Here is a 20,149-nt window from a genome sequence, read left to right as displayed (position 1 = left end):
ATCCTTACGTTATGAGTTCACCAGCCAAGCTGACCCCCCATCCCAGCACCCAATCGGGGTGGAAATCCATTCTCAAGCGTGCTTGGCCCACAATACGTGTCCTGCTCTCCATTGCTCTCCTCTGGAAAGCAACCAGCGGAATTAATTGGCACTCTCTATTTGATACTCACATTCAGATGCAACCTCTATGGTTTTTGGCTGCACTAGCCAGCATGATGTGTGCCTTTGTTTGCGGCGGATACCGCTGGGGATTATTTATGCAAGCCGTGGGATTTCCACGCCGCATTCGCTCCTACATCGGCCTCTACTTTGCGGGCGGTTTGATTAACCAAGGCTTGCCGAGCACTTTGGGCGGCGATAGCTATCGCGCAATTACAGCGACACATTTAACTAGTGCCGGCAATCTCACCGAAACCAAAGAATTAGACGCCGAACTTCATCACTCGGTAGATCTGGAACACGCTACCCCGAAGTTGCGCCTAAGTTTTGCAATGGTATTAGTCGATCGCTTATTGGGATTGGCTGGCAATAATTTACTTGGCGGTATTGGTTTGATATTAGGCGGAGCAACATTAGCGGCCTGGGGTCAGGACCTGGGTTATGCAGTGATGGCAGTGATGCTATTAGCAGGTATTGCTATTGCTCTGATCTTGGCCTGGGGTCCTAGCAAGCAACTTCTGCAAAAATTCTTGGATCGCTTCAATATGAACAACGCAATGCCTGGCATCCAGCTTGCGTTTGCTTGGCCAAATAATATTGCGCAAGCTTTTTTAGCGATTGGCATTCACTTCCTTACCATTTTGACCTTGCTGTTTTGCCTCAAGGCTTATGGAGTAGACGCACCTATTGAAGGCCTCATGATTGGCTTGCCCGCCCTCAGTTTGTTGCTGATGCTTCCTATTAGTATTTCTGGATGGGGTTTACGTGAGGCAACGCTATCATCCGTCTTGGCCTTGTGGGGCGTTAATCCCTCATTGACTGTTTTGGCCTCCATTAGCTACGGAGCAATTACTGTCTTATCAGTTTTGCCCGGCGCCTATTTTTTATTAAAACGAAAATAATTTTTTAGAGCAAAACTATGACTATTAGTGTCAACACGATGCGCGCCATTGATCATTGGGTCGGAGTACCGCTTTGCGCAATGGTGAGCCCATTGATTGCCCTCACTGATGCCATAAAAAATATCTTCAGTCGCGGTCCAGAAACCCCTAAGAAATTACTCTTCATTGAACTCTCTGAAATGGGCAGCGCCATTTTGGTAGATCCGGCGATGCGCAATGCAAAAGCACGTGGTGCTGAGTTATATTTCTTAATCTTCAAAAGCAATCGCGCCAGCCTGACATTACTCAATACTGTTAAGCCAGAGAATATCTTTACGATCGACTCATCAAGCTTGGGTGGCTTAATCAAGGACACATTGCGCTTTCTGATTCTTGCTCGTAAGCACCGCATTGATACCGTCATCGACTTAGAACTATTCTCTCGTTTTACCGCCCTACTAACCGGCATGTGTGGTGCACGTCGCCGCGTGGGTTACCACATCTTCCATGGTGAAGGATTGTGGCGTGGATTTATGCTGACCCGCAAAGTGCATTACAACCCGCATATTCACATTACGAAGAATTTTCTATCTTTAATTCATGCAGCTTTTGCCCAAAAAATAGAAGTTCCATTTAGCAAGATTGAGATCCCTGATTCTGAAGTGCGCTTAGAGCAAGCAATCATCGATCCAAGCGCTTTAGAAAAAGTGCGTACACGTATTGAAAAGTTGGCAAATGAGGCCAATATCAATTACACCCCTGGTAAAGAGCGTCTCATCCTGATTAATCCGAATGCAAGCGACCTACTGCCGCAGCGTCGTTGGGCGCAGCAGCGTTTCTCTGAATTAATTCAAGCAACACACCAACAATACCCAAATGACCTCATACTGATTACTGGCTCGCCAGCTGAGTTTGATTATGTAGAGAAGGTTCGCGCCGTGGCTAATGTTAAAAATGCATTGAACTTTGCCGGACAGGTTAGTTTTGCTGAATTGCCACCCCTCTATACCTTGTCAGATGTCATGGTGACCAACGATTCTGGACCGGGTCATTTTTCTGCTGTAACGCCATTGAGAACAGTAGTTCTCTTTGGGCCGGAAACTCCAGCCTTGTATGGCTCAGTTGGAAACTCAATCGCAATTACTGCAAACCTGGCTTGCTCTCCCTGCGTCAGCGCCGCTAATCACCGAAAAACTCCTTGTCATGACAATGTCTGCATGCAAGCCATCACCGTGCCGCAAGTGTTGGATAAAGTGATGAAGCAATTACAAGATGCCGATAAGGCGAAAGCCCACTAATCTGAATGAGCAATAAGGCAATTCCGCATTTTGCTTGGTTCATTCCATTGGCTCCACTTGCACTGGCTGGCGTAATTTATTTTGGTGAGTTGCAAAGTAGTAGCTTTTTATTCATTAATCGATTTACGCAATTACTCCCAGATACACTTTGGGCATGGCTTACTTTTTTAGGTAATGGCTGGGGCATTTTTGCACTCACCTTTCCCTTATTGCTGCTAGCGCCAAGATTACTCACTGCCGGTATTTTTTCTGGCGCAATAGCCGCATTAGCTAGCTCAATTTTAAAGGGCCTGTTTGATCTACCAAGACCCGCGGGATTACTGACTGAGGGAAGTTTTTATCGCATCGGTGAAGCACTTCTCCACAGAGCTTTTCCTTCCGGTCATACGCTGACTGCATTTGCTATTGCAAGCGCCTTTTATTTTTCTGCAGATAAAAATAAACGTACTCCACTATTACTCTTGTTTTTACTCGCGGCACTAGTTGGTCTATCACGGAGTGCTGTAGGGGCTCACTGGCTCACCGATGTTTTGGGAGGCGCAGGTTTTGGTATTTGGTGCGGCATGTTCGGAGCTCTACTAGCCAATTATTTTCCAGAGAACCAATTGGGCCCTCGAAAAATATGGGCACATCTGATTGCGCTGGGAGGCGTTATAGCAATGTATATCCACCTCACCCAAATCATGGATTTAGAGCTCAATCTTCCTTTGCAGTATTTATCTATTGCTATTGTGGCTGCTACCCTCGTCTTTTATATCAAGGCGCAATTTACCCAGATACCTGGCAAGGCAAAATAACCGAAGATGTTTAGTTATCGACACGCATTTCATGCTGGAAGTCATGCAGACATCCTGAAGCATCTCACCCTAATTCACTTGGTTAACTACCTACAAGAGAAGCCTGGTGCACTCACAATGGTAGATACTCATGCGGGGGCTGGCATCTATAGTCTGCAAGATGGATTCTCCACCGTGAGCAAGGAAGCTGATGGTGGCATTTTTCGCTTGATGCAATATGTGGATGCCTACAAGCATGCAAACACCTCAATTCCAGAGAGCATTCAAGAGTATCTGAAATACATTGAGGCTGAGAATGTCGAAGGTCAGCTCACCACCTACCCTGGCTCACCATTTATTCTGGCACGTCTGTTGCGCTCACAAGACCGCCTTAAGTTATTTGAGCTTCATCCTAAAGAGATTGATATTCTGCGCCACAATATTGGCCAACTAAAGCAGTCTAAACAGATTGATATTTATGCTGAAGATAGTTTTGCACGACTTAAGGGTTTAGTACCGCCCCCAAGTCGACGCGGCATAGTGCTGATTGATCCGTCTTATGAAGATAAGCAAGACTATCGCTATCTTGAAGTTGCCATAGAAGAAGCTCTGCAACGTTTTGCCACGGGCTGCTATGCAATTTGGTACCCCGTACTCCCTAGAAGAGAATCAGCAGCATTACCAGATCGCCTGAAAAAGATTGCAGCGGTCCATAAGCGCTCTTGGCTACATACAGAATTACGTGTTGAAAATGCGCCAGGGGAACGGCGCCTGCAAGCAAGCGGTATGTTCATCATTAATCCGCCATGGACTCTAGAAAAACATCTCGCGCAGGCTCTGCCGATATTGACAAAGGTCCTGGGCATCAATGGTGGCGGCCAATTTTTACTGAAGAGCTTTGAAGCCAAAAACTAGTCGCGCAGGTTAATCATGACCTCATTACGCCGCATGAAGGGTAAGGTCCAGGGCGGGTTGTACCGTGAAAAATTGGGGGCTCCAGTAGCTTGCAGATTTCGGGCCTTCATCCACTGCTCTAGTTCCAAGGTTTTCTCAGCAACTTTTTGCTGATTATAAAAACCGGTAAAGCTGATTACCGCTTTTTTTACTCCGGGAATTTGACGTAACTGAACTTGCGGATTGATCGGCTTGGGAATGGTTTCCATGGTGTACTCCGCAGGCATTACAAACGATACAGTCCACTTACCAGCGTTGGATTCAATCCCAACTGGAGCAGTCATCGCGATCTTTGCGCTCTTTTGCTTTTGATCTTCAACCATTACAGGGGCTGTCATGGCAATTTTTTCGCTCACTTGATTCTGACCAAAAATATAGGCCGCAATCAAACGAAAACCCTGGCTTGATGCTTCATCTAAATCGCCATCAACCTGCGCTTCAGCAACAATCATTGGCGCATAGGATCGGACTTCAAAAGGAGGTTCTTTTTCAAGTACGGAATATTTCGGCTCTTCAGTTGCCATTGATGCCCCTGCGAATGTGAGCGCAATTGATATGAGCGCGCCCTTCAAAAAAGAATGGCTTAAACGATTGCGGTTACTAATTACCACTGCGCTTTAATTTCAAATCCGTTTGAATTGAAATTTAAATAAGCCTGTGCACCAACAGGTAGAGTCAATTTATTTGCTTGGTGACCGAATGGTAAACCAGTCAGAATTGCGATTTCTTGCGGTACTCGTTTACGAATGACTTCGATAGCACGCTCCAGTGAATAGCCTTTGTCATTATCGTAAAGGCGATAAGCAGAAAAACCACCTAACAATATTGCGCTCTGATTAGAAAGAATGCCTGCATCCAAAAGCTGCATCATCATTCTTTCAATGCGATAAGGATGCTCATTGACATCCTCCAAGAACAAGATACCGCCATGCGTTTGCTTGGCAGAAGGAAGATATGGCGTACCAACCAAACCAGCCAATACTGTTAAATTGCCACCCCACAACAAACCCTTGAGAGATCGTGAACTTTCTTTACCTAAGAAAGATTGGGGAGCTAAGACCTGACAATCGAGCTTTCGATCAAGAACTGCAGCCTGGAAATGCTTCCACATGAATTCATCTGGGACCACTGGTGCGCCATTATCAGCCAGACGGCCAAAGTCATAATTCAACATTGGGCCAGCTAAAGTAAGGGCGCCAGTCTTTGCTAACAAACCCAACTGAAAGACGGTGAAATCACTATGTCCACATATTTGCAAACCGTTGTTAGCGGCCTTTGCAATTGCATCCCACTCAATTCCAGGAAGCAAGCGATGGAGACCGTAGCCCCCACGCATAGACATGACCAAGGTCTTTGGATCCAACTCGGAGATGCTGTTTAATTCTGCAAGACGCTTTTCATCACTACCTGCAAAGCGCTCATACACTCGCTGAACGCAGTCCGTATTCTGGACAGCAATCGCCTGTCGCTCCAACCAGTTAATCCCAGCTAGAGGGCTTTTATCATCTAAGCTTGCTCCCGATGGAGCAATGAGGTGAATGGATTTCAACGTCGCCCCTTAAAAAAATCCCGTAGCAATTGGCCGCACTCTTCGCCCATGATGCCACCATCAACGCTAGTCTGATGATTTATCTGCTTTGAAGAAAATAAATCCAGCACGCTACCAGCAGCACCCGTCTTTGGATCTGGCGCGCCATAAACCACTCGGTCAATCCTAGCATGGAGCATAGCACCAGAGCACATGGCACAGGGCTCAAGAGTCACATATAAGGTACTACCAGGAATGCGATAGTTCTCTGCCGCCAAAGCAGCTTCTCGTAAGGCCAACATTTCAGCATGAGCGCTGGGATCGTGATTGGCAATTGGCTTATTAAATGCCTTGGAGATAACCCGACCATCTTTGACTAAAACAGCGCCTACAGGAACCTCGCCTGATTGGGCAGCCAACTGAGCCTGCTCAATTGCCAGGCGCATAAATTGCTGGTCAAGCTCTGTTTGCGTCATTTAGGCAGGATGAACATCAGCCCAGCAATTGGGCGTCTCATAAAGACGAATAGAAGAAAGTTCCAAGCGACCGCTAAATGCTTTACTAAACACTGGCTGCAAAATGGCAAAGGCAGCATTCGCCAAATTTTCTACGGTAGGTACATGCTCCATGATGACTGTCTTATGGTTAGGCAAGCTCGCCAAGAAAGCCACTAAGCCTTCATCTTCTTTAGCCACCAAAAATGCATGGTCCCAAAGATCAACAACATATTGATTGGTTAAGCGCTTGATATCGCCAAAGTCGAGCACCATGCCATCGTCCGCTTTACCAGGATGATCTGCCACCTCACCAGTCAGAGTCACCTCAATGGCATAACGATGTCCGTGCAGATGACGACATTGTCCATCATGATTTGGAATGCGGTGCCCTGAGTCAAACTCTAGACGACGAGTAATGGAGATGGCTGGTTGTTTATTTGTCATTGAGTACTTATTTAATATATTGGCGCTTAGCTCACGCTGATCTAATTTACCGAATTCCGATGAGTTTATGAGATTGCAGACTTAAGCGCCATAAAGGACGCTTTTGACACAAGCTTACCGCTAGTTCGGTATTGCTTTTGAGGTTTTGTCCATCCATGGGCTGCAAGAAACGATTGCGGTAATCCATTCCCTCAAAGCGGGCCATCAACTTTTCTAATTGCTGATGACTCGCTTGTGGAATCACCAGCTTTAACTCATCTGATTGAAGAACAATCAAATCAGATCCGGCCTTAGGGCTGACGCAAACCCAATCAACTCCTTTAGGAACCTTAATAGTGCCGTTTGTTTCGATTGCAACCTCAAAACCTTTTTGGTGAAGCGCTGTAATTAATTCTTCATCCAATTGCAGGAGAGGCTCTCCACCAGTGAAAACCACATAACGCTGCTGCGGACCAGCTGAGGTACTGCGCCATGAAGCTTCGATTGCGTCTGCAAGAGCGGAGGCGGTTTCAAACTTGCCGCCCCCAAAACCATCGCTACCGACAAAATCAGTATCGCAAAATTGACAAACGGCAGTGGCACGATCTTCTTCACGCCCACTCCAAAGATTACATCCGGCAAAGCGGCAAAATACTGCCGCCCTACCAGTGTGGGTACCTTCGCCTTGAAGCGTGGGGAATAGTTCTTTTACGGTATACATAGCAATGCGTCTATTTTAAGCGCTTTGCTTATTTCCAGGAGATTAACTCCCACTCCAGGTAATCCTCCCAAAAAGCATTAGCCCAGTAGACACCTGGGGTGACGTAGCGACCCGAACTCCTGCGAATGACCCACCGCCCCACTTCAGGCGCAAACCATAAGTCTTCTTGGCGCTCATTGCCAACTCTAAAGAGGTCATTACTAACAAAATTAGGTGCCGTGTTATGAACTTGCAACACTAAAAACTCTCCAGCAGGAGTTTTTATGCGCTCCCACTGCGAAGCCGTCATACCAAGACCCCAGTAATAATTTCCATCAGGATGCGCTGGATCTTGATACTGAGATGTAAAGAATCCATTCCAGCCGACCTGTAATTGCAAGGGCCACATAGGAATGGGTTTGAGGAATTTCTGGGTTGGCTTCCAATGAGGATCTTGAACCACAAATCCCCAGGGTGATTGAATTTCATCGGGAAGCGGTCCTGATTTAACTCCAGATCGGGCAATGCGTACCTCGCTGCCAACCGAAACTACTTTCTCAGTGACAGTATCAATAATCTCTTGATTAAAGACATTTCTAATTTGATAAACCCATTCTTGACCAACTTGAGGCGCTCTAACCGCAGGAGTGGGTGCAGGCTGAGGCACAATCTGCCCTTTAGGAAATGGCTGAGATGAAATACAAGCCGCCAGGATGGCGGGCAATAACAAGACAGTAAGACGGCGCAAGCTATTTATTTGTAAGCAGTGAGTTGCCATTGAAATTTATCCTCCAAGATGGGCATGCCCCCTTGACCAACAATAATATATGAGCCAGAAGACTCACGCGCTACCCAGCGACCTATGCTGGGCGCAAACCAAATACTCTCCTTACGTATGCAATCAGTCTTGTTGTCATCATTACTCTCGTAATTAATGAGATTGTCATAACGTAAGGTTAAAAAAGTGCCAGCAGGTACGGTAATCTGCTCCCATCCGTGCGCACTCATATATTCCTGCCAACCATAAGAATTTTCGGAGTATCCGCCTAAACTATATTTGACATCAAACTGCTTGCTCCACTTCGAAGTTAACTCTAGAGGCCACAAAGGTAGCGGAGGATTGAAACTTAATAAGCGCGGCCAAGATGTGCTTGTCTGGACCATACCCCAAGGACCCTGAATTTCACTAGGGAGTCCGCCACCATTCTCATCCCAACGATCAATCACAATAGTTTGACCAACACTAGAAACGCGTTCGGTAATAAGGCCACGAATTTTTCCATCGAAAACATCACGCTTAACGTATGTCCACTCTTGCCCCACTTGAGGCGCTCTTACAGTTGGAATTGGCTTGGGTTGAGCAACAGGAGTTCCTCGCTGATACGACAATGGCACTCCACAGGCTACTGGAGCCAAGGCGGCAGAAGCAATGAAAGTGCGGCGCGATAGATTCATTTAATCCCCTGGAGTATTTAAAGCATTAAAACTATAGTAAACCCAATTTGCATAAATGCACTATCGATACAAGGCATTCTCGATGAAATTTTTGGGAATGGTCGTATTAGGAACATTTACCCCTAGCCCCTCAAACCAAGTTTTAGCCTTGATATCAAAACCAACGCCATGCATATAGTTATAAATAGCCTTCTTTAGGCCCTGCCCTAGCGCCTCATGATCAACGCCGGTAGGATCAATAAAGAGCACATCATTTTTAGCAAAAGTGATTTCAGGCAATGGAATGAGCTCAATTCCATATTCTTGAGGATTCATGCCTACGGGGGAGTGCACGGTACAAGTAAAGCGGTGAAAGAAGCCACTTTGTATGCAGCCATACTCAAAAAGTTGTCTTACATACTCCAAGGCATCGACTGTTTCTTGTACTGTTTGCGTTGGAAAACCATACATTAAATAAGCGTGTACCAAGATACCAGCATCTGAGAATCCTTTGGTGACCTGGGCTACTTGCTCAACAGACACGCCCTTCTTCATGAGATTAAGCAAGCGATCAGAGGCTACTTCAAGACCACCAGACATAGCAATGCAGCCACTTTTTGCCAGGAGCTCAGCCAAGTCAGGGGTAAAGGTTTTCTCAAAACGAATATTGCCCCACCATGAGATCAGAACCTTGCGATGAATGAGCTCCTCGGCCAAAGCTTTTAATATTTTTGGAGGTGCAGCCTCATCCACAAAATGAAAACCTGTCTGTCCGGTCTCAGCAACAATCTGCTCAATGCGATCCACTAACAAACTTGCAGAAGCTGTTTCATAGCGGGAAATGTAGTCAAGCGATACATCACAGAAGCTACATTTCTTCCAATAGCAGCCGTGCGCAACAGTCAACTTATTCCAACGACCATCGCTCCATAATCGATGCATTGGGTTCAACATATCGAGAAGCGATAGATAAGAATCTAACGGCAGGCCATCCCAAGTTGCCGTCCCCACCTCTTCAAAAGGGACATCCGGTTCTTGCCAATTTAGGTATTGCACTTGCTTACCCGAGTTACGAATAAACGTGCGAATCAATCTCTCGGCTGAACGCTTGCCATTGAGATGCTCAAGCAAGGCGAGCAAAGGCCTCTCTCCTGAGTCTAGCGTGATGAAGTCAACATAATCAAATATGCGGGCATCAGATAACTCCCGTAGCTCGGTATTGACATAGCCTCCACCTAAAGCGATCTTAATATCTGGATGAGTATCTTTAATTACCTGAGCGATGCGTAAAGCCGCATACATTGCACCGGGAAATGGGACTGATAAAAGTACTAGGTTCGGCCGATGGCGCTCAATCGCTTTGCTGGCTAACCCTTGTAAATGTAGATCCATCAGCGTCGGTTTTGCACTCAGTGCATCTGCTAGCGGCGTAAAAGTGGGCTGACTGCTTGCCAAGGATTCGGCATAGCGCACGAATTCAAAACGATCATCAACCGCATCACGTAATACATCGGATAAATCATTGAGATAAAGAGTGGCTAAATGGCGCGCTCTGTCTTGCGATCCCAAAGCGCCGAAGGCCCAAGCCAAAGGATCAGTAGACTCTTCTTCATCAAATGCATCAAGCGAAGCGAAGCGCGGCCCCTCAGGCAAAAACTCTCGAGTATTAATGCGATGACTTAGAGTGCTATCACGACCTTGCAAAAAAGTGATGACAGGTGCGATTGTGGATTGATAAGCATCAAAATAATCTAAGAAAAAATTGACACTTGCGGTGCGATTCTCTTCAGGGGTATTCAGCGCTTCTGCGCGAATCTCAGCCATCCCGTCGGGGGTAAAAAAGCTCAGTACGAGAGCTAGAGCAAGATCTTCTTGAGCCGCATCAATGCCGCGCGACCTTAAAAATCCAGTGAGATAAGCTGTAGAAGGATACGGCGTATTCAGCTGGGTCATTGGTGGGATGAGGCTTAATACCTTGATACTCATTGACTATGCCCCAAGAAGATTTAACTCTTCACTTGTAAAGCCTGCTTGCTTGCGAGCCTCTATATTGAATGGCCCCTTGAGAACGGGTGCCCGATATTGAGCAGCCAACTCTCGATAAGCAGAAATCGGGGAAAGCTTGTCTTTACTGCATAAGAAATTAAACCAGCGGTTACCAATCAAAACGTGGCCGATCTCATCATTCAGAATGATCTCCAGAATCTCAACCGCACGAACTTCTTTTATTTGCTTAAAACGATCCCGAATTGAAGGTACTGCATCCAACCCTCTCGCTTCCATTGTTCTTGGAACTAGTGCCATGCGAGCAATGACTGAATCGGTAGTTCTTTCAACCATCTCCCACAAACTATTGTGAGCAGGAAAATCTCCGTAGGTAAACCCAAGCGAATGCAAATGCTCGTTTACTAAACTGAAGTGGTAAGCCTCTTCTTTAGCAACCTTAAGCCAATCCTCATAGTATTCCTTGGGCATTTCCGGAAAGCGCCAGATTGCATCTAATGCAAGATTCATGGCATTAAATTCAATATGCGCCAGAGAGTGCAATAAGCCCGCTCTACCCTCAAGCGTATCCATTCTTCTTTTGGGAACGAGCTTTGGAAGGACGAGCTCCGGCTTTACTGGGCGACCAGGAAGAGCGAGATTTTGAGAATCAAGTTTAAGAGAAACATCCAGGGTTACTCGTTGCTCTTGATATTCAGTAAACAGCTTTAGCAACTGACTTACTTTGGTTTGTGCATCCGTACTTGCTAGGATTGCGAGTGAAGCTTCTCGTAACTCAAGCATAGGAAATAGTAGGCTGGTGTAGCCCGCCCCTTATTCCCACTCGATTGTTGCTGGCGGTTTTCCGCTGATGTCGTATACAACTCGATTGATACCACGTACCTCATTGATGATGCGGTTAGATACTTTACCAAGCAGGTCATGTGGCAGATGAGCCCAATGCGCAGTCATAAAGTCTTGAGTTTGTACCGCTCTAAGAGCAACAACGTATTCGTATGTTCTGCCATCGCCCATCACGCCAACAGATTTCACTGGGAGGAATACAGCAAAGGCTTGACTAGTAAGGTCATACCAAGACTTCTGACTTGCCTCATCAATCGTATTGCGCAACTCTTCGATAAAAATTGCGTCGGCACGTTGTAACAAGCTGGCAAATTCTGCTTTAACTTCACCTAAGATGCGAACACCAAGCCCGGGGCCTGGGAATGGATGGCGATATACCATCTCGCGCGGCAAACCTAGCGCAACACCAAGCTCACGCACCTCATCCTTAAAGAGCTCACGTAATGGCTCCAATAATTTGAGATGCATATCTTCAGGCAGGCCACCAACGTTATGGTGACTCTTAATTGTATGCGCGCCCTTCTTACCCTTACCTGCAGACTCAATCACGTCTGGGTAAATTGTTCCTTGAGCAAGCCATTTGGCATTCTGAATCTTTCCGGATTCAGCCTGGAATATTTCTACAAATTCTTTACCGATGATCTTGCGCTTGGCTTCCGGGTCGGCAACACCAGCCAACTCACCCATGAATTTCTCTTTAGCATCAACCCGAATTACCTTTACACCCAGGTTACGTGCGAACATCTCCATGACCATGTCGCCTTCATTCAGACGAAGCAGGCCATGATCAACAAACACGCAAGTGAGTTGATCGCCAATTGCACGATGAATTAAGGCTGCGGCAACGCTAGAGTCAACTCCACCAGATAAGCCAAGAATGACTTCCTCGTCGCCAACTTGTTTACGAATGCTCTCAACAGCTTCAGCAATGTAATCGCCCATGACCCAGTCAGGTTTACATTGGCAAATCTCGTGCACAAAGCGCTCAATGATGGCAGTGCCTTGAATAGTATGAGTTACCTCAGGATGAAATTGGAAGGCATAGAAGCGACGCGCTTCATCGGCCATACCAGCAATTGGGCAGGACTCGGTTGAAGCCATTAACTTAAATGATGGTGGCAATGCAGTGACTGAGTCACCATGACTCATCCACACCTTCAAAATGCCATGACCTTCACTAGTTGAAAAGTCCTGAATGCCTTTGAGCAAATTAGTGTGGCCATGTGCACGCACTTCTGAATAACCAAATTCACGAGCCTTACCCAATGACTCTGCAGAAGCAACTGCGCCACCCAATTGGGTAGCCATGGTTTGCATGCCGTAGCAAATTCCTAAAACAGGGACGCCAAGCTCGAAAACGATCTGTGGCGCACGTGGACTACCCTCTTCAGTTACAGAGCTAGGACCGCCAGAAAGGATGATGCCCTTGCCACCCTGTTCTTGAATGAACTTACGAATAAATTCTGGATCGCAGTCGTACGGATGAATTTCTGAATACACGCGCCCATCGCGCACGCGCCGAGCAATCAGTTGAGTTACTTGTGAACCAAAGTCGAGAATCAGTATTTTGTCGTGCACGAAAAGATCAGCCTTTATTTCAGCTTTTTATAGTTGTTAATCAATATGGTAATTAGGTGCTTCTTTGGTGATCTTCACATCATGAACGTGGGATTCACGCACACCAGCTGAAGTGATCTCAACAAAGTTAGCTTTTTCATGGAGCTCATCAATAGTTTTGCAACCTAGGTAACCCATTGAGGAACGAATACCGCCAGTGAGCTGATGCAAGATTGCTAAAACGCTGCCTTTGTACGGCACTTGACCTTCAATACCCTCTGGCACCAATTTTTCTGCATTCGCAACGATGTCGCTTTGGAAATAACGATCAGCAGAACCATCTGCCATTGCGCCCAAAGAACCCATACCGCGATAACTCTTATATGAACGACCTTGATAGAGGAACACTTCGCCCGGAGCCTCTTCAGTTCCAGCAAACATGCCGCCCATCATCACAGAGCTTGCACCTGCAGCCAATGCTTTTGCAACGTCACCAGAGTAACGTACGCCGCCATCAGCAATCAATGGAATACCAGTTCCTTTAAGTGCGGTCGCCACATTCACAATCGCCGTGATTTGTGGAACACCAACACCAGCAACAATACGCGTAGTACAAATAGAACCTGGGCCAATACCTACTTTCACGCCATCGGCACCATGATCAGCTAATGCCTTAGCAGCATCACCAGTAGCAATATTGCCGCCAATCACTTGCACGTGTGGGTAGGTCTTCTTAACCCACTTCACACGATCTAATACACCTTGGCTATGGCCGTGTGCGGTATCTACTACGATGACATCAACACCAGCGCGCACTAACAGCTCAATACGCTCATCGTTATCAGGACCGACGCCTACCGCCGCGCCCACTCGTAGCTTGCCTTCGCCATCTTTACAAGCATTCGGATGCTCAGTGGCCTTCAGAATATCCTTAACTGTAATTAAGCCCCGCAATTCAAACTTGTCGTTCACAACGAGAACACGCTCTAAACGATGCTGACTCATCAAGCGCTTTGCTTCATCTAAGGAGCAACCTTCTTTCACAGTAATCAATCGCTCACGTGGAGTCATTTTGGTTTTTACTGGCGCATCTAAGTCTTCTTCGAAACGCAAATCACGATTGGTAATAATGCCGACAACTTCTTTACCAACCAAAACAGGGAAGCCGGAGAAGCCATGTTCACGAGAAAGCTGAATCACTTGACGTAAGGTCACGTCCGGACCAATCGTGATCGGATCACGCAGTACACCGGATTCATAACGCTTCACTTTGGCCACTTCGCGCGCTTGCTCAGCAGGTTTTAAGTTTTTATGAATGATGCCAATGCCACCTTCGCTGGCCATAGCAATTGCTAATCGACCTTCGGTAACGGTATCCATCGCAGCGGACACCAATGGTGTATTGAGTGAAATTTCTCGAGTTAACTTACTTGCCAAGCTGGCATCTCGAGGGAGTACCGATGAATATGCCGGTACGAGGAGCACATCGTCAAAAGTGAGTGCTTTTTGAATGAGTCGCATGCAAAACCCCTAGTCGCAAAAACAGATTATAGCCTCCTAGCCTTTCTTTTAGCTGCGGCAGCCTGGAATTTGGCATCCTGGTTCTGATTAGCCTTCTTGCGTCTAACCGTCTTAGGGTCAATTAATAGCGGTGAATAAAGCTCTAAGCGGTCTCCAGCATAAATCGGGCTATCCCAATCCTTGCGCTTGCCAAAGACCCCAAAGCAGCCTTTTCTGGCTAAAACAGGGTCTTCTTGACCAAAGGCGATACCAGCCCGCATCAGGGCTAAGCCAACTGTTGCAGTCTCTTCAGAGCCCAAAATGAGTTTGAATGGCCTTAGTTCTGGCTCCCCCTGCCTGGCATCACAGAGAATCAGGTCTAGCGAGCGCTCAGCCATAGAGGTCCTCGGCACGCCTTACAAAGCAATCGACGAATGTACCTGCAATGTGGCCAAAAACTGGGCCAATGATCTTGTCGAGGATGACGCTCTTAAACTCCCAGTGAAGCTTAAATTCCACCTTACAAGCATCCTCCCGCAAGGGGATAAAGTTCCACTGCCCAGAAAAATGCTTAAACGGGCCGTCTACAAACACCATATCAATGGTTTCAGGGCGATGATTGACATTTCGCGTGTGGAAATACTGGGTAATGCCCTTGAAATTGATGTTGATTTTGGCGTCGAGCACGGTCTCGGTCTGCTCAAAAATTTCTACCCCGCCACACCAAGGCAGGAACTCGGGATAGCGGGCAACATCAGTCACCAAACCGTACATGCGGTCGGCTGATTGGCCAATTAAAACGGTCTTGTAGACGTCTGCCATAATCGTTCTTGAGAGCTAAATAAATATGAGTATCGTCGATAACAAAAAAGCCTTCTTCGATTATTTTGTCGAGGAACGTTTTGAGGCAGGGCTTGTACTGGAAGGCTGGGAAGTAAAAGCCATCCGCGCAGGTCGCGTGCACATTAAAGAAGCGTATGTCGTCATTCGCAAGGCGGAGCTATTTTTGATTGGCTGCCATATCACCCCGCTACTCTCAGCCTCTACCCATATCCTGCCAGATAACACGCGCACCAGAAAGCTCCTTCTGAACGCCATTGAAATTCGCAAACTCATTGGCAAGGTAGAGCAAAAGGGCTACACCCTAGTTCCTCTCAACCTGCATTTCTCCAAAGGCAATGTCAAATGTGAGATTGGCCTGGCTAGAGGCAAAAAGCAACATGACAAACGCGCCGCAACCAAAGAACGTGAGTGGGAAGTCCAAAAAGGACGTATTGCTAGAGGCGATCTAAACGCCTAATCAGCGAAATACTAGGGTAGACTGCCCTCAGGGCGAATATCTGAGCATTTATGCACTTTTATGGTGCAATTTAGCACCAAGCCGCTACAAATCATTCATTCCAGCTTTTATAAAGGCATTAGTTTAGTAACTATGAAATTGCCTTTTGATGAAATGCTCGACGCCTCAGGCAAAGCGCGCCCCCACTACGAAATTTTTCACAATTGGCTGAAGCAGCAGAGTGACACCCTCATGGGTCTCAAGCGCGCCGAAGCCGATCTGATCTTCAGACGAGTGGGCATTACCTTTGCCGTCTATGGTGATGATCTAGGCTCTGAAAGAACCATCCCTTTCGATCAAGTGCCTCGCATTTTTACTGCCAAAGAATGGGAACAACTTGAAGCTGGATTGCGTCAGCGCGTAAAGGCACTAAATCGCTTTATCTATGACGTATATCACGACGAAGAAATTATTAAAGCAGGCATTGTTCCGGCTGAACAGATTTACAACAACGCACAGTATCGTCCTGAGATGCGTAACGTCAGCGTGCCGCGTGACATCTATGCGCAAATTGCCGGTATCGATATCGTACGCGCTGGCGAAGGTGAGTTCTACGTATTAGAAGATAATTTGCGCGTTCCTTCTGGTGTGTCTTACATGGTTGAAGACCGCAAGATGATGATGCGACTCTTTCCCGATCTCTTCCAAAAATATCGCATCGCCCCTGTAGAGCATTACCCAGATCTTTTATTGGAATGCCTAAAGTCCGTTAAGCCGGATGACGTTAAAAAACCCAATGTGGTTGTATTGACACCAGGTATGTACAACTCGGCGTACTTCGAGCACAGCTATCTTGCACAGCAGATGGGTGTTGAGCTTGTAGAAGGCAAGGACTTATTTGTTAAGAACGAACAAGTCTTTATGCGCACCACTCAAGGCCCTGAGCGAGTAGACGTGATCTACCGTCGTGTCGATGATGATTTCTTAGACCCATTAGCGTTCCGCTCAGATTCCACGCTGGGAGTTGCTGGTTTATTGTCAGCCCATCGTGCTGGTAATGTGACATTAGCCAATGCAATTGGCACAGGCATTGCTGATGACAAATCTATTTATCCGTATGTTCCCGAGATGATTGAGTTTTATCTAGGCGAGAAACCGATCCTCAATAACGTACCCACATTCCAATGTCGCAAGACGGATGACTTAGCCTATACCCTAGCAAACCTAGATAAACTAGTAGTCAAACTGACACATGGTGCTGGCGGCTACGGTATGTTGGTTGGTCCCGCATCCACCAAAGCAGAGATTGAAGAATTTAGAACCCATCTCATTGCTAATCCAGATAAATATATTGCTCAACCTACTTTAGCGCTATCTACCTGTCCTACTTTTGTAGAGTCAGGCGTTGCGCCAAGACATATTGATTTAAGACCCTTTGTCCTCTCAGGAAAAACCATCAAGATGGTTCCCGGTGGATTGACTAGGGTTGCACTCAAAGAAGGCTCTTTAGTAGTGAATTCCTCCCAAGGCGGCGGAACTAAAGACACCTGGGTGCTGGAAAAGTAAGGGAAATAAGGAAACACATGCTAAGTCGTACCGCTGATTGTCTTTACTGGATGGCCCGTTATACCGAGCGTGCAGAGAATACCGCCCGCATGCTCGATGTAAATCATCAAACCTCCCTTCTTCCGCAGCCTGCTGAGTTTTTAGAGCAAAGTTGGAAAAAATTACTGACGATTTCTAAACTAGAAGAAGCCTTTCTCAGTAAATATGATGTGGTTAACCGCGAGAATGTATTGGATTTCATGATTTATGAAACCAGCAATCCCTCCAGCATCGTCTCCTGTTTATTTGCTGCACGCGAAAATGCTCGCGTCATCCGCGGCAAGATAACCTCCGAGGTTTGGGAAACTCAAAATACTACCTGGTTGGAACTGCAGCGCATCCTGGAGGCAAGGCATCAAGCTGATCCGAGTCGCCTGCTGGAATGGGTAAAGCACCGCTGCCATCTATTTAGAGGCGTTCTCTATGGCACGATGCTCAAGAACGAAGCCTTTTATTTTATTAGCGTAGGAACGCTGCTTGAGCGCGCCGATAACACTGCACGTATTCTTGAAAACAAATATGAAGATCAGGCCGCAATCAAAGTGTTGAACCCCGCCAAGGGTTCTGACGAAGGCTCAGATGGGAACTTCTTTGACTTCTATCACTGGGCAGCTTTACTGCGCTCAGTCTCAGCATTTGAGATCTATCGCCAAATCTACTCAGATCAAGTAACCCCTAAGCAGGTAGCTCAGCTCTTGATCTTCAATAAACAAATGCCGCGCTCCTTAGTTTGCTGCGTCAACGAACTAATCCCCCTCATCTCCGAGGTAAAGAATCAACAATCAAAAGAAATTGAGCGCTTACTCGGCAAACTTAAAGCAAGCCTAGACTACTCCGATATTGATGAGGTATTTGAGCAAGGCCTAGAAGAGTTTATTGAAGCCTTCTTAGAGCGCATCAATCACGTAGCCGATGAGTTTAGTAATGCATACCTCATCCCACTTGCGGTTGCTTAAGACTTTATAAAAGAATATATGCACCTAAAGATTCGTCACCGCACTGAATATCGCTATGAAACACCAGTGCGCTACTCCATTCAAGAATTACGTTTGACTCCACCAACTATTGCAGGTCAACAGGTAGATAGGTGGAAGATTAGCACTCCAATTAAGGCATCCAACTCTATCGATACTTTTGGAAATGCCTGCAGCGTATTTGTGCAAGAGAGTCCCTACACCTCAATGATGATTGAGGCTGAAGGCGAAGTGCATACCCAAGATGCATTTGAATTCATCGACGATGCCAAAGCAGTATCACCTTATTACCTGTTACAACAAACCAATTTGACAGAGCCAACCGAGGAAATGTTGAAATATTTTTCCTATAGTATTCCCAAGAAAAATTCGGTTGATCAAGTACTTAAACTCGCTGAAGCAGTTCAGGGTTTAATTGTGTACACCCCTGGACAGACTAACTTTGCTACCACTGCAGCCCAATCATTTGCTATGAAATCGGGTGTTTGCCAAGATCATGCCCACATTATGCTGAGCCTATGCCGTGCCTCTGGAATCCCAGCTCGATATGTCAGCGGATATTTCTTTGCCGAAGAATCGCCTAATTTAGCTAGCCATGCCTGGATCGACTTTTGTAGTGACATCGAAAAAGGGATCTGGATTAGCGTAGATATCACCCACGCTTGCTTGATCGATTCACGCCATATCAGGCTAGCTATTGGACGCGACTACTACTCTGCCGCCCCTGTTAAGGGTGTTCGTACCGGTGGCGGCGGTGAAGAGCTCAGCGCCAATATCTCTATCCAACAGCTTACTTAGATCTGCCTGTCTTTTAAGAGATAATCTCAAGAAATAATGAAGAGGGTTTAGGTATGACGTATTGCATTGGGCTTTGCCTTAACGATGGTCTTGTATTTTTATCAGATACGCGCACTAATGCTGGCGTAGACCAAATAGGCACCTTTAGAAAAATGACCTTGTTTCAAAACAAGGATCGCTTCTTTACATTAATGAGTGCCGGCAATCTCGCTATTACTCAGTCCGTTAAAGAAATTCTGCTTCAAGGACAGCTCGTTAAAGGCAAGAACCTTTGGACAGCTAAAAATTCTTACGAAGCTGTGGTCGTTGTGGGTGATGCGATCAAACAAGTTTATGAACGCGATCATGTAGCCCTTGAAAAGGCTGGGCTCGAATTTAATTGCAATATGATTTTTGGTGGCCAAGTGAAAGGTGAAAAACCTCGCTTATTCAATGTTTACTCGGCAGGAAACTTTATTGAAGCCACCCCGGAGACCTGTTACTTCCAGATTGGTGAATCCAAGTATGGAAAGCCAATCTTGGACCGCGTGCTGAATTTCAACACGCCACTGAACCTGGCAACCAAGTGTGCCCTCATCTCCATGGACTCCACTCTGAAAAGTAATATTTCTGTTGGGTTGCCTCTAGACATGCTGGTTTATGAAAAAAATTCTCTGAAAGCCACTAAGCTAGTTACTCTAGATGATGCAAACCCTTATTTCGCAATGATTCATCAAGCGTGGGGCGAGAAGCTACGTGAGGCATTTAACTCCATCGCGGAACCAAGTTGGAGTGGTGCGAATAAATCGCGGGACATTTCCACTCCCGCTAAAAAAATGGGTATTGTTCCGATCAATCATCCCCCATCAAAAGGAAGAGCACCGAAGGCAGCTCCTGCAAAGAAAGTTGCAATGAAGAAGGTGGTTACTAAGAAAAAGTAAGTCTCCAGCAAACGTGCGT

The 20,149-nt window shown here is 46.4% G+C and carries 22 protein-coding genes; 9 read left to right on the top strand and 13 right to left on the bottom strand.

Annotated elements, in window-relative coordinates:
* Positions 1–11 precede the first annotated feature (11 nt).
* From AOC21_RS02825 to AOC21_RS02810, 4 genes are read left to right on the top strand one after another with little or no spacing between them, the layout of a single operon-like run.
* Entirely contained in the window at positions 12–1,061 is a 1,050-nt protein-coding gene (locus AOC21_RS02825; protein ID WP_215392283.1) for a lysylphosphatidylglycerol synthase transmembrane domain-containing protein, read from the top strand.
* A 17-nt stretch (positions 1,062–1,078) separates the two neighbouring features.
* Positions 1,079–2,338, top strand: a complete 1,260-nt coding sequence (locus AOC21_RS02820; RefSeq protein ID WP_215392282.1) for a glycosyltransferase family 9 protein — start codon at positions 1,079–1,081, stop codon at positions 2,336–2,338.
* A gap of 5 nt (positions 2,339–2,343) precedes the next feature.
* Positions 2,344–3,135, top strand: coding sequence for a phosphatase PAP2 family protein (locus AOC21_RS02815; protein ID WP_215392281.1), 792 nt, complete (start codon positions 2,344–2,346; stop codon positions 3,133–3,135).
* 6 nt (positions 3,136–3,141) lie between these two features.
* Positions 3,142–4,029: a 23S rRNA (adenine(2030)-N(6))-methyltransferase RlmJ gene (locus AOC21_RS02810; protein ID WP_215392280.1), complete on the top strand. Its 888-nt coding sequence runs from the start codon at positions 3,142–3,144 to the stop codon at positions 4,027–4,029.
* On the opposite strand, the gene AOC21_RS02805 is transcribed toward AOC21_RS02810, so the two are convergent.
* From AOC21_RS02805 to AOC21_RS02745, 13 genes are all read right to left on the bottom strand, one after another.
* Positions 4,026–4,592 (bottom strand): heme-binding protein, encoded by a 567-nt coding sequence (locus tag AOC21_RS02805; RefSeq protein WP_215392279.1) that lies wholly within the window; start codon positions 4,590–4,592, stop codon positions 4,026–4,028. The two genes, AOC21_RS02810 and AOC21_RS02805, sit on opposite strands and share 4 nt — an antisense overlap.
* An 80-nt stretch (positions 4,593–4,672) precedes the next feature.
* Positions 4,673–5,617, bottom strand: a complete 945-nt coding sequence (locus AOC21_RS02800; protein WP_215392278.1) for an LD-carboxypeptidase — start codon at positions 5,615–5,617, stop codon at positions 4,673–4,675.
* Entirely contained in the window at positions 5,614–6,072 is a 459-nt protein-coding gene (tadA, locus tag AOC21_RS02795; protein ID WP_215392277.1) for a tRNA adenosine(34) deaminase TadA, read from the bottom strand. The genes AOC21_RS02800 and tadA overlap by 4 nt, the downstream gene beginning before the upstream one ends.
* Complete coding sequence (gene queD / locus AOC21_RS02790; RefSeq protein ID WP_215392276.1) at positions 6,073–6,537, bottom strand: 6-carboxytetrahydropterin synthase QueD; 465 nt, start codon at positions 6,535–6,537, stop codon at positions 6,073–6,075.
* 46 nt (positions 6,538–6,583) lie between these two features.
* Positions 6,584–7,237 carry a 7-carboxy-7-deazaguanine synthase gene (queE, locus tag AOC21_RS02785; protein ID WP_215392275.1) on the bottom strand — a complete coding sequence of 218 codons (654 nt, stop codon included), beginning with the start codon at positions 7,235–7,237 and terminating at the stop codon, positions 6,584–6,586.
* Between the two features lie 28 nt (positions 7,238–7,265).
* Positions 7,266–7,994 carry a hypothetical protein gene (locus AOC21_RS02780; protein WP_215392274.1) on the bottom strand — a complete coding sequence of 243 codons (729 nt, stop codon included), beginning with the start codon at positions 7,992–7,994 and terminating at the stop codon, positions 7,266–7,268.
* Entirely contained in the window at positions 7,970–8,671 is a 702-nt protein-coding gene (locus AOC21_RS02775) for a hypothetical protein (RefSeq protein ID WP_215392273.1), read from the bottom strand. The genes AOC21_RS02780 and AOC21_RS02775 overlap by 25 nt, the downstream gene beginning before the upstream one ends.
* Positions 8,672–8,731: 60 nt before the next feature.
* A complete protein-coding gene (locus tag AOC21_RS02770) occupies positions 8,732–10,603 on the bottom strand; it encodes a radical SAM protein (protein ID WP_215392272.1) in 1,872 nt (623 codons plus the stop codon).
* A 36-nt stretch (positions 10,604–10,639) separates the two neighbouring features.
* Complete coding sequence (locus AOC21_RS02765; RefSeq protein ID WP_215392271.1) at positions 10,640–11,437, bottom strand: ferritin-like domain-containing protein; 798 nt, start codon at positions 11,435–11,437, stop codon at positions 10,640–10,642.
* A gap of 30 nt (positions 11,438–11,467) precedes the next feature.
* Complete coding sequence (gene guaA, locus AOC21_RS02760; RefSeq protein ID WP_215392270.1) at positions 11,468–13,075, bottom strand: glutamine-hydrolyzing GMP synthase; 1,608 nt, start codon at positions 13,073–13,075, stop codon at positions 11,468–11,470.
* Positions 13,076–13,111: 36 nt separating this feature from the next.
* Positions 13,112–14,575: an IMP dehydrogenase gene (gene guaB, locus AOC21_RS02755; RefSeq protein ID WP_215392269.1), complete on the bottom strand. Its 1,464-nt coding sequence runs from the start codon at positions 14,573–14,575 to the stop codon at positions 13,112–13,114.
* A gap of 26 nt (positions 14,576–14,601) precedes the next feature.
* Positions 14,602–14,952 carry an RnfH family protein gene (locus tag AOC21_RS02750; protein ID WP_215392268.1) on the bottom strand — a complete coding sequence of 117 codons (351 nt, stop codon included), beginning with the start codon at positions 14,950–14,952 and terminating at the stop codon, positions 14,602–14,604.
* A complete protein-coding gene (locus tag AOC21_RS02745; protein WP_215392267.1) occupies positions 14,945–15,376 on the bottom strand; it encodes a type II toxin-antitoxin system RatA family toxin in 432 nt (143 codons plus the stop codon). Before AOC21_RS02745 ends, AOC21_RS02750 begins: the two co-directional genes overlap by 8 nt.
* A gap of 25 nt (positions 15,377–15,401) precedes the next feature.
* Between AOC21_RS02745 and smpB the strand changes: the two genes are divergently transcribed.
* From smpB to AOC21_RS02720, 5 genes are all read left to right on the top strand, one after another.
* The gene (gene smpB, locus AOC21_RS02740; protein WP_215392266.1) at positions 15,402–15,854 is read left to right on the top strand and encodes an SsrA-binding protein SmpB; all 453 of its coding nucleotides are present in this window, start codon (positions 15,402–15,404) and stop codon (positions 15,852–15,854) included.
* Between the two features lie 132 nt (positions 15,855–15,986).
* Positions 15,987–17,399 (top strand): circularly permuted type 2 ATP-grasp protein, encoded by a 1,413-nt coding sequence (locus tag AOC21_RS02735; protein WP_215392733.1) that lies wholly within the window; start codon positions 15,987–15,989, stop codon positions 17,397–17,399.
* A 17-nt stretch (positions 17,400–17,416) separates the two neighbouring features.
* The gene (locus tag AOC21_RS02730; RefSeq protein WP_215392265.1) at positions 17,417–18,394 is read left to right on the top strand and encodes an alpha-E domain-containing protein; all 978 of its coding nucleotides are present in this window, start codon (positions 17,417–17,419) and stop codon (positions 18,392–18,394) included.
* Positions 18,395–18,412: 18 nt separating this feature from the next.
* Positions 18,413–19,210: a transglutaminase family protein gene (locus AOC21_RS02725; RefSeq protein ID WP_215392264.1), complete on the top strand. Its 798-nt coding sequence runs from the start codon at positions 18,413–18,415 to the stop codon at positions 19,208–19,210.
* 53 nt (positions 19,211–19,263) lie between these two features.
* On the top strand, positions 19,264–20,130 hold the full coding sequence (locus tag AOC21_RS02720; RefSeq protein ID WP_215392263.1) for a peptidase: 867 nt from the start codon (positions 19,264–19,266) through the stop codon (positions 20,128–20,130).
* Positions 20,131–20,149 lie beyond the last annotated feature (19 nt).

The sequence above is a fragment of the Polynucleobacter sp. VK25 genome, from assembly GCF_018687355.1.
GTDB lineage: Bacteria > Pseudomonadota > Gammaproteobacteria > Burkholderiales > Burkholderiaceae > Polynucleobacter.
Note: the sequence above shows the minus strand (reverse complement) of the source record. Positions and strands in the feature narration are given on the sequence as shown.

Coding starts and splice junctions, on each gene's coding strand:
- queE (WP_215392275.1), bottom strand. CDS start 7,237: ATGTATACCGTAAAAGAACTATTCCCCACGCTTCAAGGCGAAGGTACC.
- AOC21_RS02750 (WP_215392268.1), bottom strand. CDS start 14,952: ATGGCTGAGCGCTCGCTAGACCTGATTCTCTGTGATGCCAGGCAGGGG.
- queD (WP_215392276.1), bottom strand. CDS start 6,537: ATGACAAATAAACAACCAGCCATCTCCATTACTCGTCGTCTAGAGTTT.
- AOC21_RS02805 (WP_215392279.1), bottom strand. CDS start 4,592: ATGGCAACTGAAGAGCCGAAATATTCCGTACTTGAAAAAGAACCTCCT.
- AOC21_RS02725 (WP_215392264.1), top strand. CDS start 18,413: ATGCACCTAAAGATTCGTCACCGCACTGAATATCGCTATGAAACACCA.
- AOC21_RS02765 (WP_215392271.1), bottom strand. CDS start 11,437: ATGCTTGAGTTACGAGAAGCTTCACTCGCAATCCTAGCAAGTACGGAT.
- smpB (WP_215392266.1), top strand. CDS start 15,402: ATGAGTATCGTCGATAACAAAAAAGCCTTCTTCGATTATTTTGTCGAG.
- AOC21_RS02735 (WP_215392733.1), top strand. CDS start 15,987: ATGAAATTGCCTTTTGATGAAATGCTCGACGCCTCAGGCAAAGCGCGC.
- AOC21_RS02820 (WP_215392282.1), top strand. CDS start 1,079: ATGACTATTAGTGTCAACACGATGCGCGCCATTGATCATTGGGTCGGA.
- AOC21_RS02745 (WP_215392267.1), bottom strand. CDS start 15,376: ATGGCAGACGTCTACAAGACCGTTTTAATTGGCCAATCAGCCGACCGC.
- AOC21_RS02770 (WP_215392272.1), bottom strand. CDS start 10,603: ATGACCCAGCTGAATACGCCGTATCCTTCTACAGCTTATCTCACTGGA.
- AOC21_RS02780 (WP_215392274.1), bottom strand. CDS start 7,994: ATGGCAACTCACTGCTTACAAATAAATAGCTTGCGCCGTCTTACTGTC.
- AOC21_RS02775 (WP_215392273.1), bottom strand. CDS start 8,671: ATGAATCTATCGCGCCGCACTTTCATTGCTTCTGCCGCCTTGGCTCCA.
- AOC21_RS02815 (WP_215392281.1), top strand. CDS start 2,344: ATGAGCAATAAGGCAATTCCGCATTTTGCTTGGTTCATTCCATTGGCT.
- tadA (WP_215392277.1), bottom strand. CDS start 6,072: ATGACGCAAACAGAGCTTGACCAGCAATTTATGCGCCTGGCAATTGAG.
- AOC21_RS02720 (WP_215392263.1), top strand. CDS start 19,264: ATGACGTATTGCATTGGGCTTTGCCTTAACGATGGTCTTGTATTTTTA.
- guaB (WP_215392269.1), bottom strand. CDS start 14,575: ATGCGACTCATTCAAAAAGCACTCACTTTTGACGATGTGCTCCTCGTA.
- AOC21_RS02730 (WP_215392265.1), top strand. CDS start 17,417: ATGCTAAGTCGTACCGCTGATTGTCTTTACTGGATGGCCCGTTATACC.
- AOC21_RS02825 (WP_215392283.1), top strand. CDS start 12: ATGAGTTCACCAGCCAAGCTGACCCCCCATCCCAGCACCCAATCGGGG.
- AOC21_RS02810 (WP_215392280.1), top strand. CDS start 3,142: ATGTTTAGTTATCGACACGCATTTCATGCTGGAAGTCATGCAGACATC.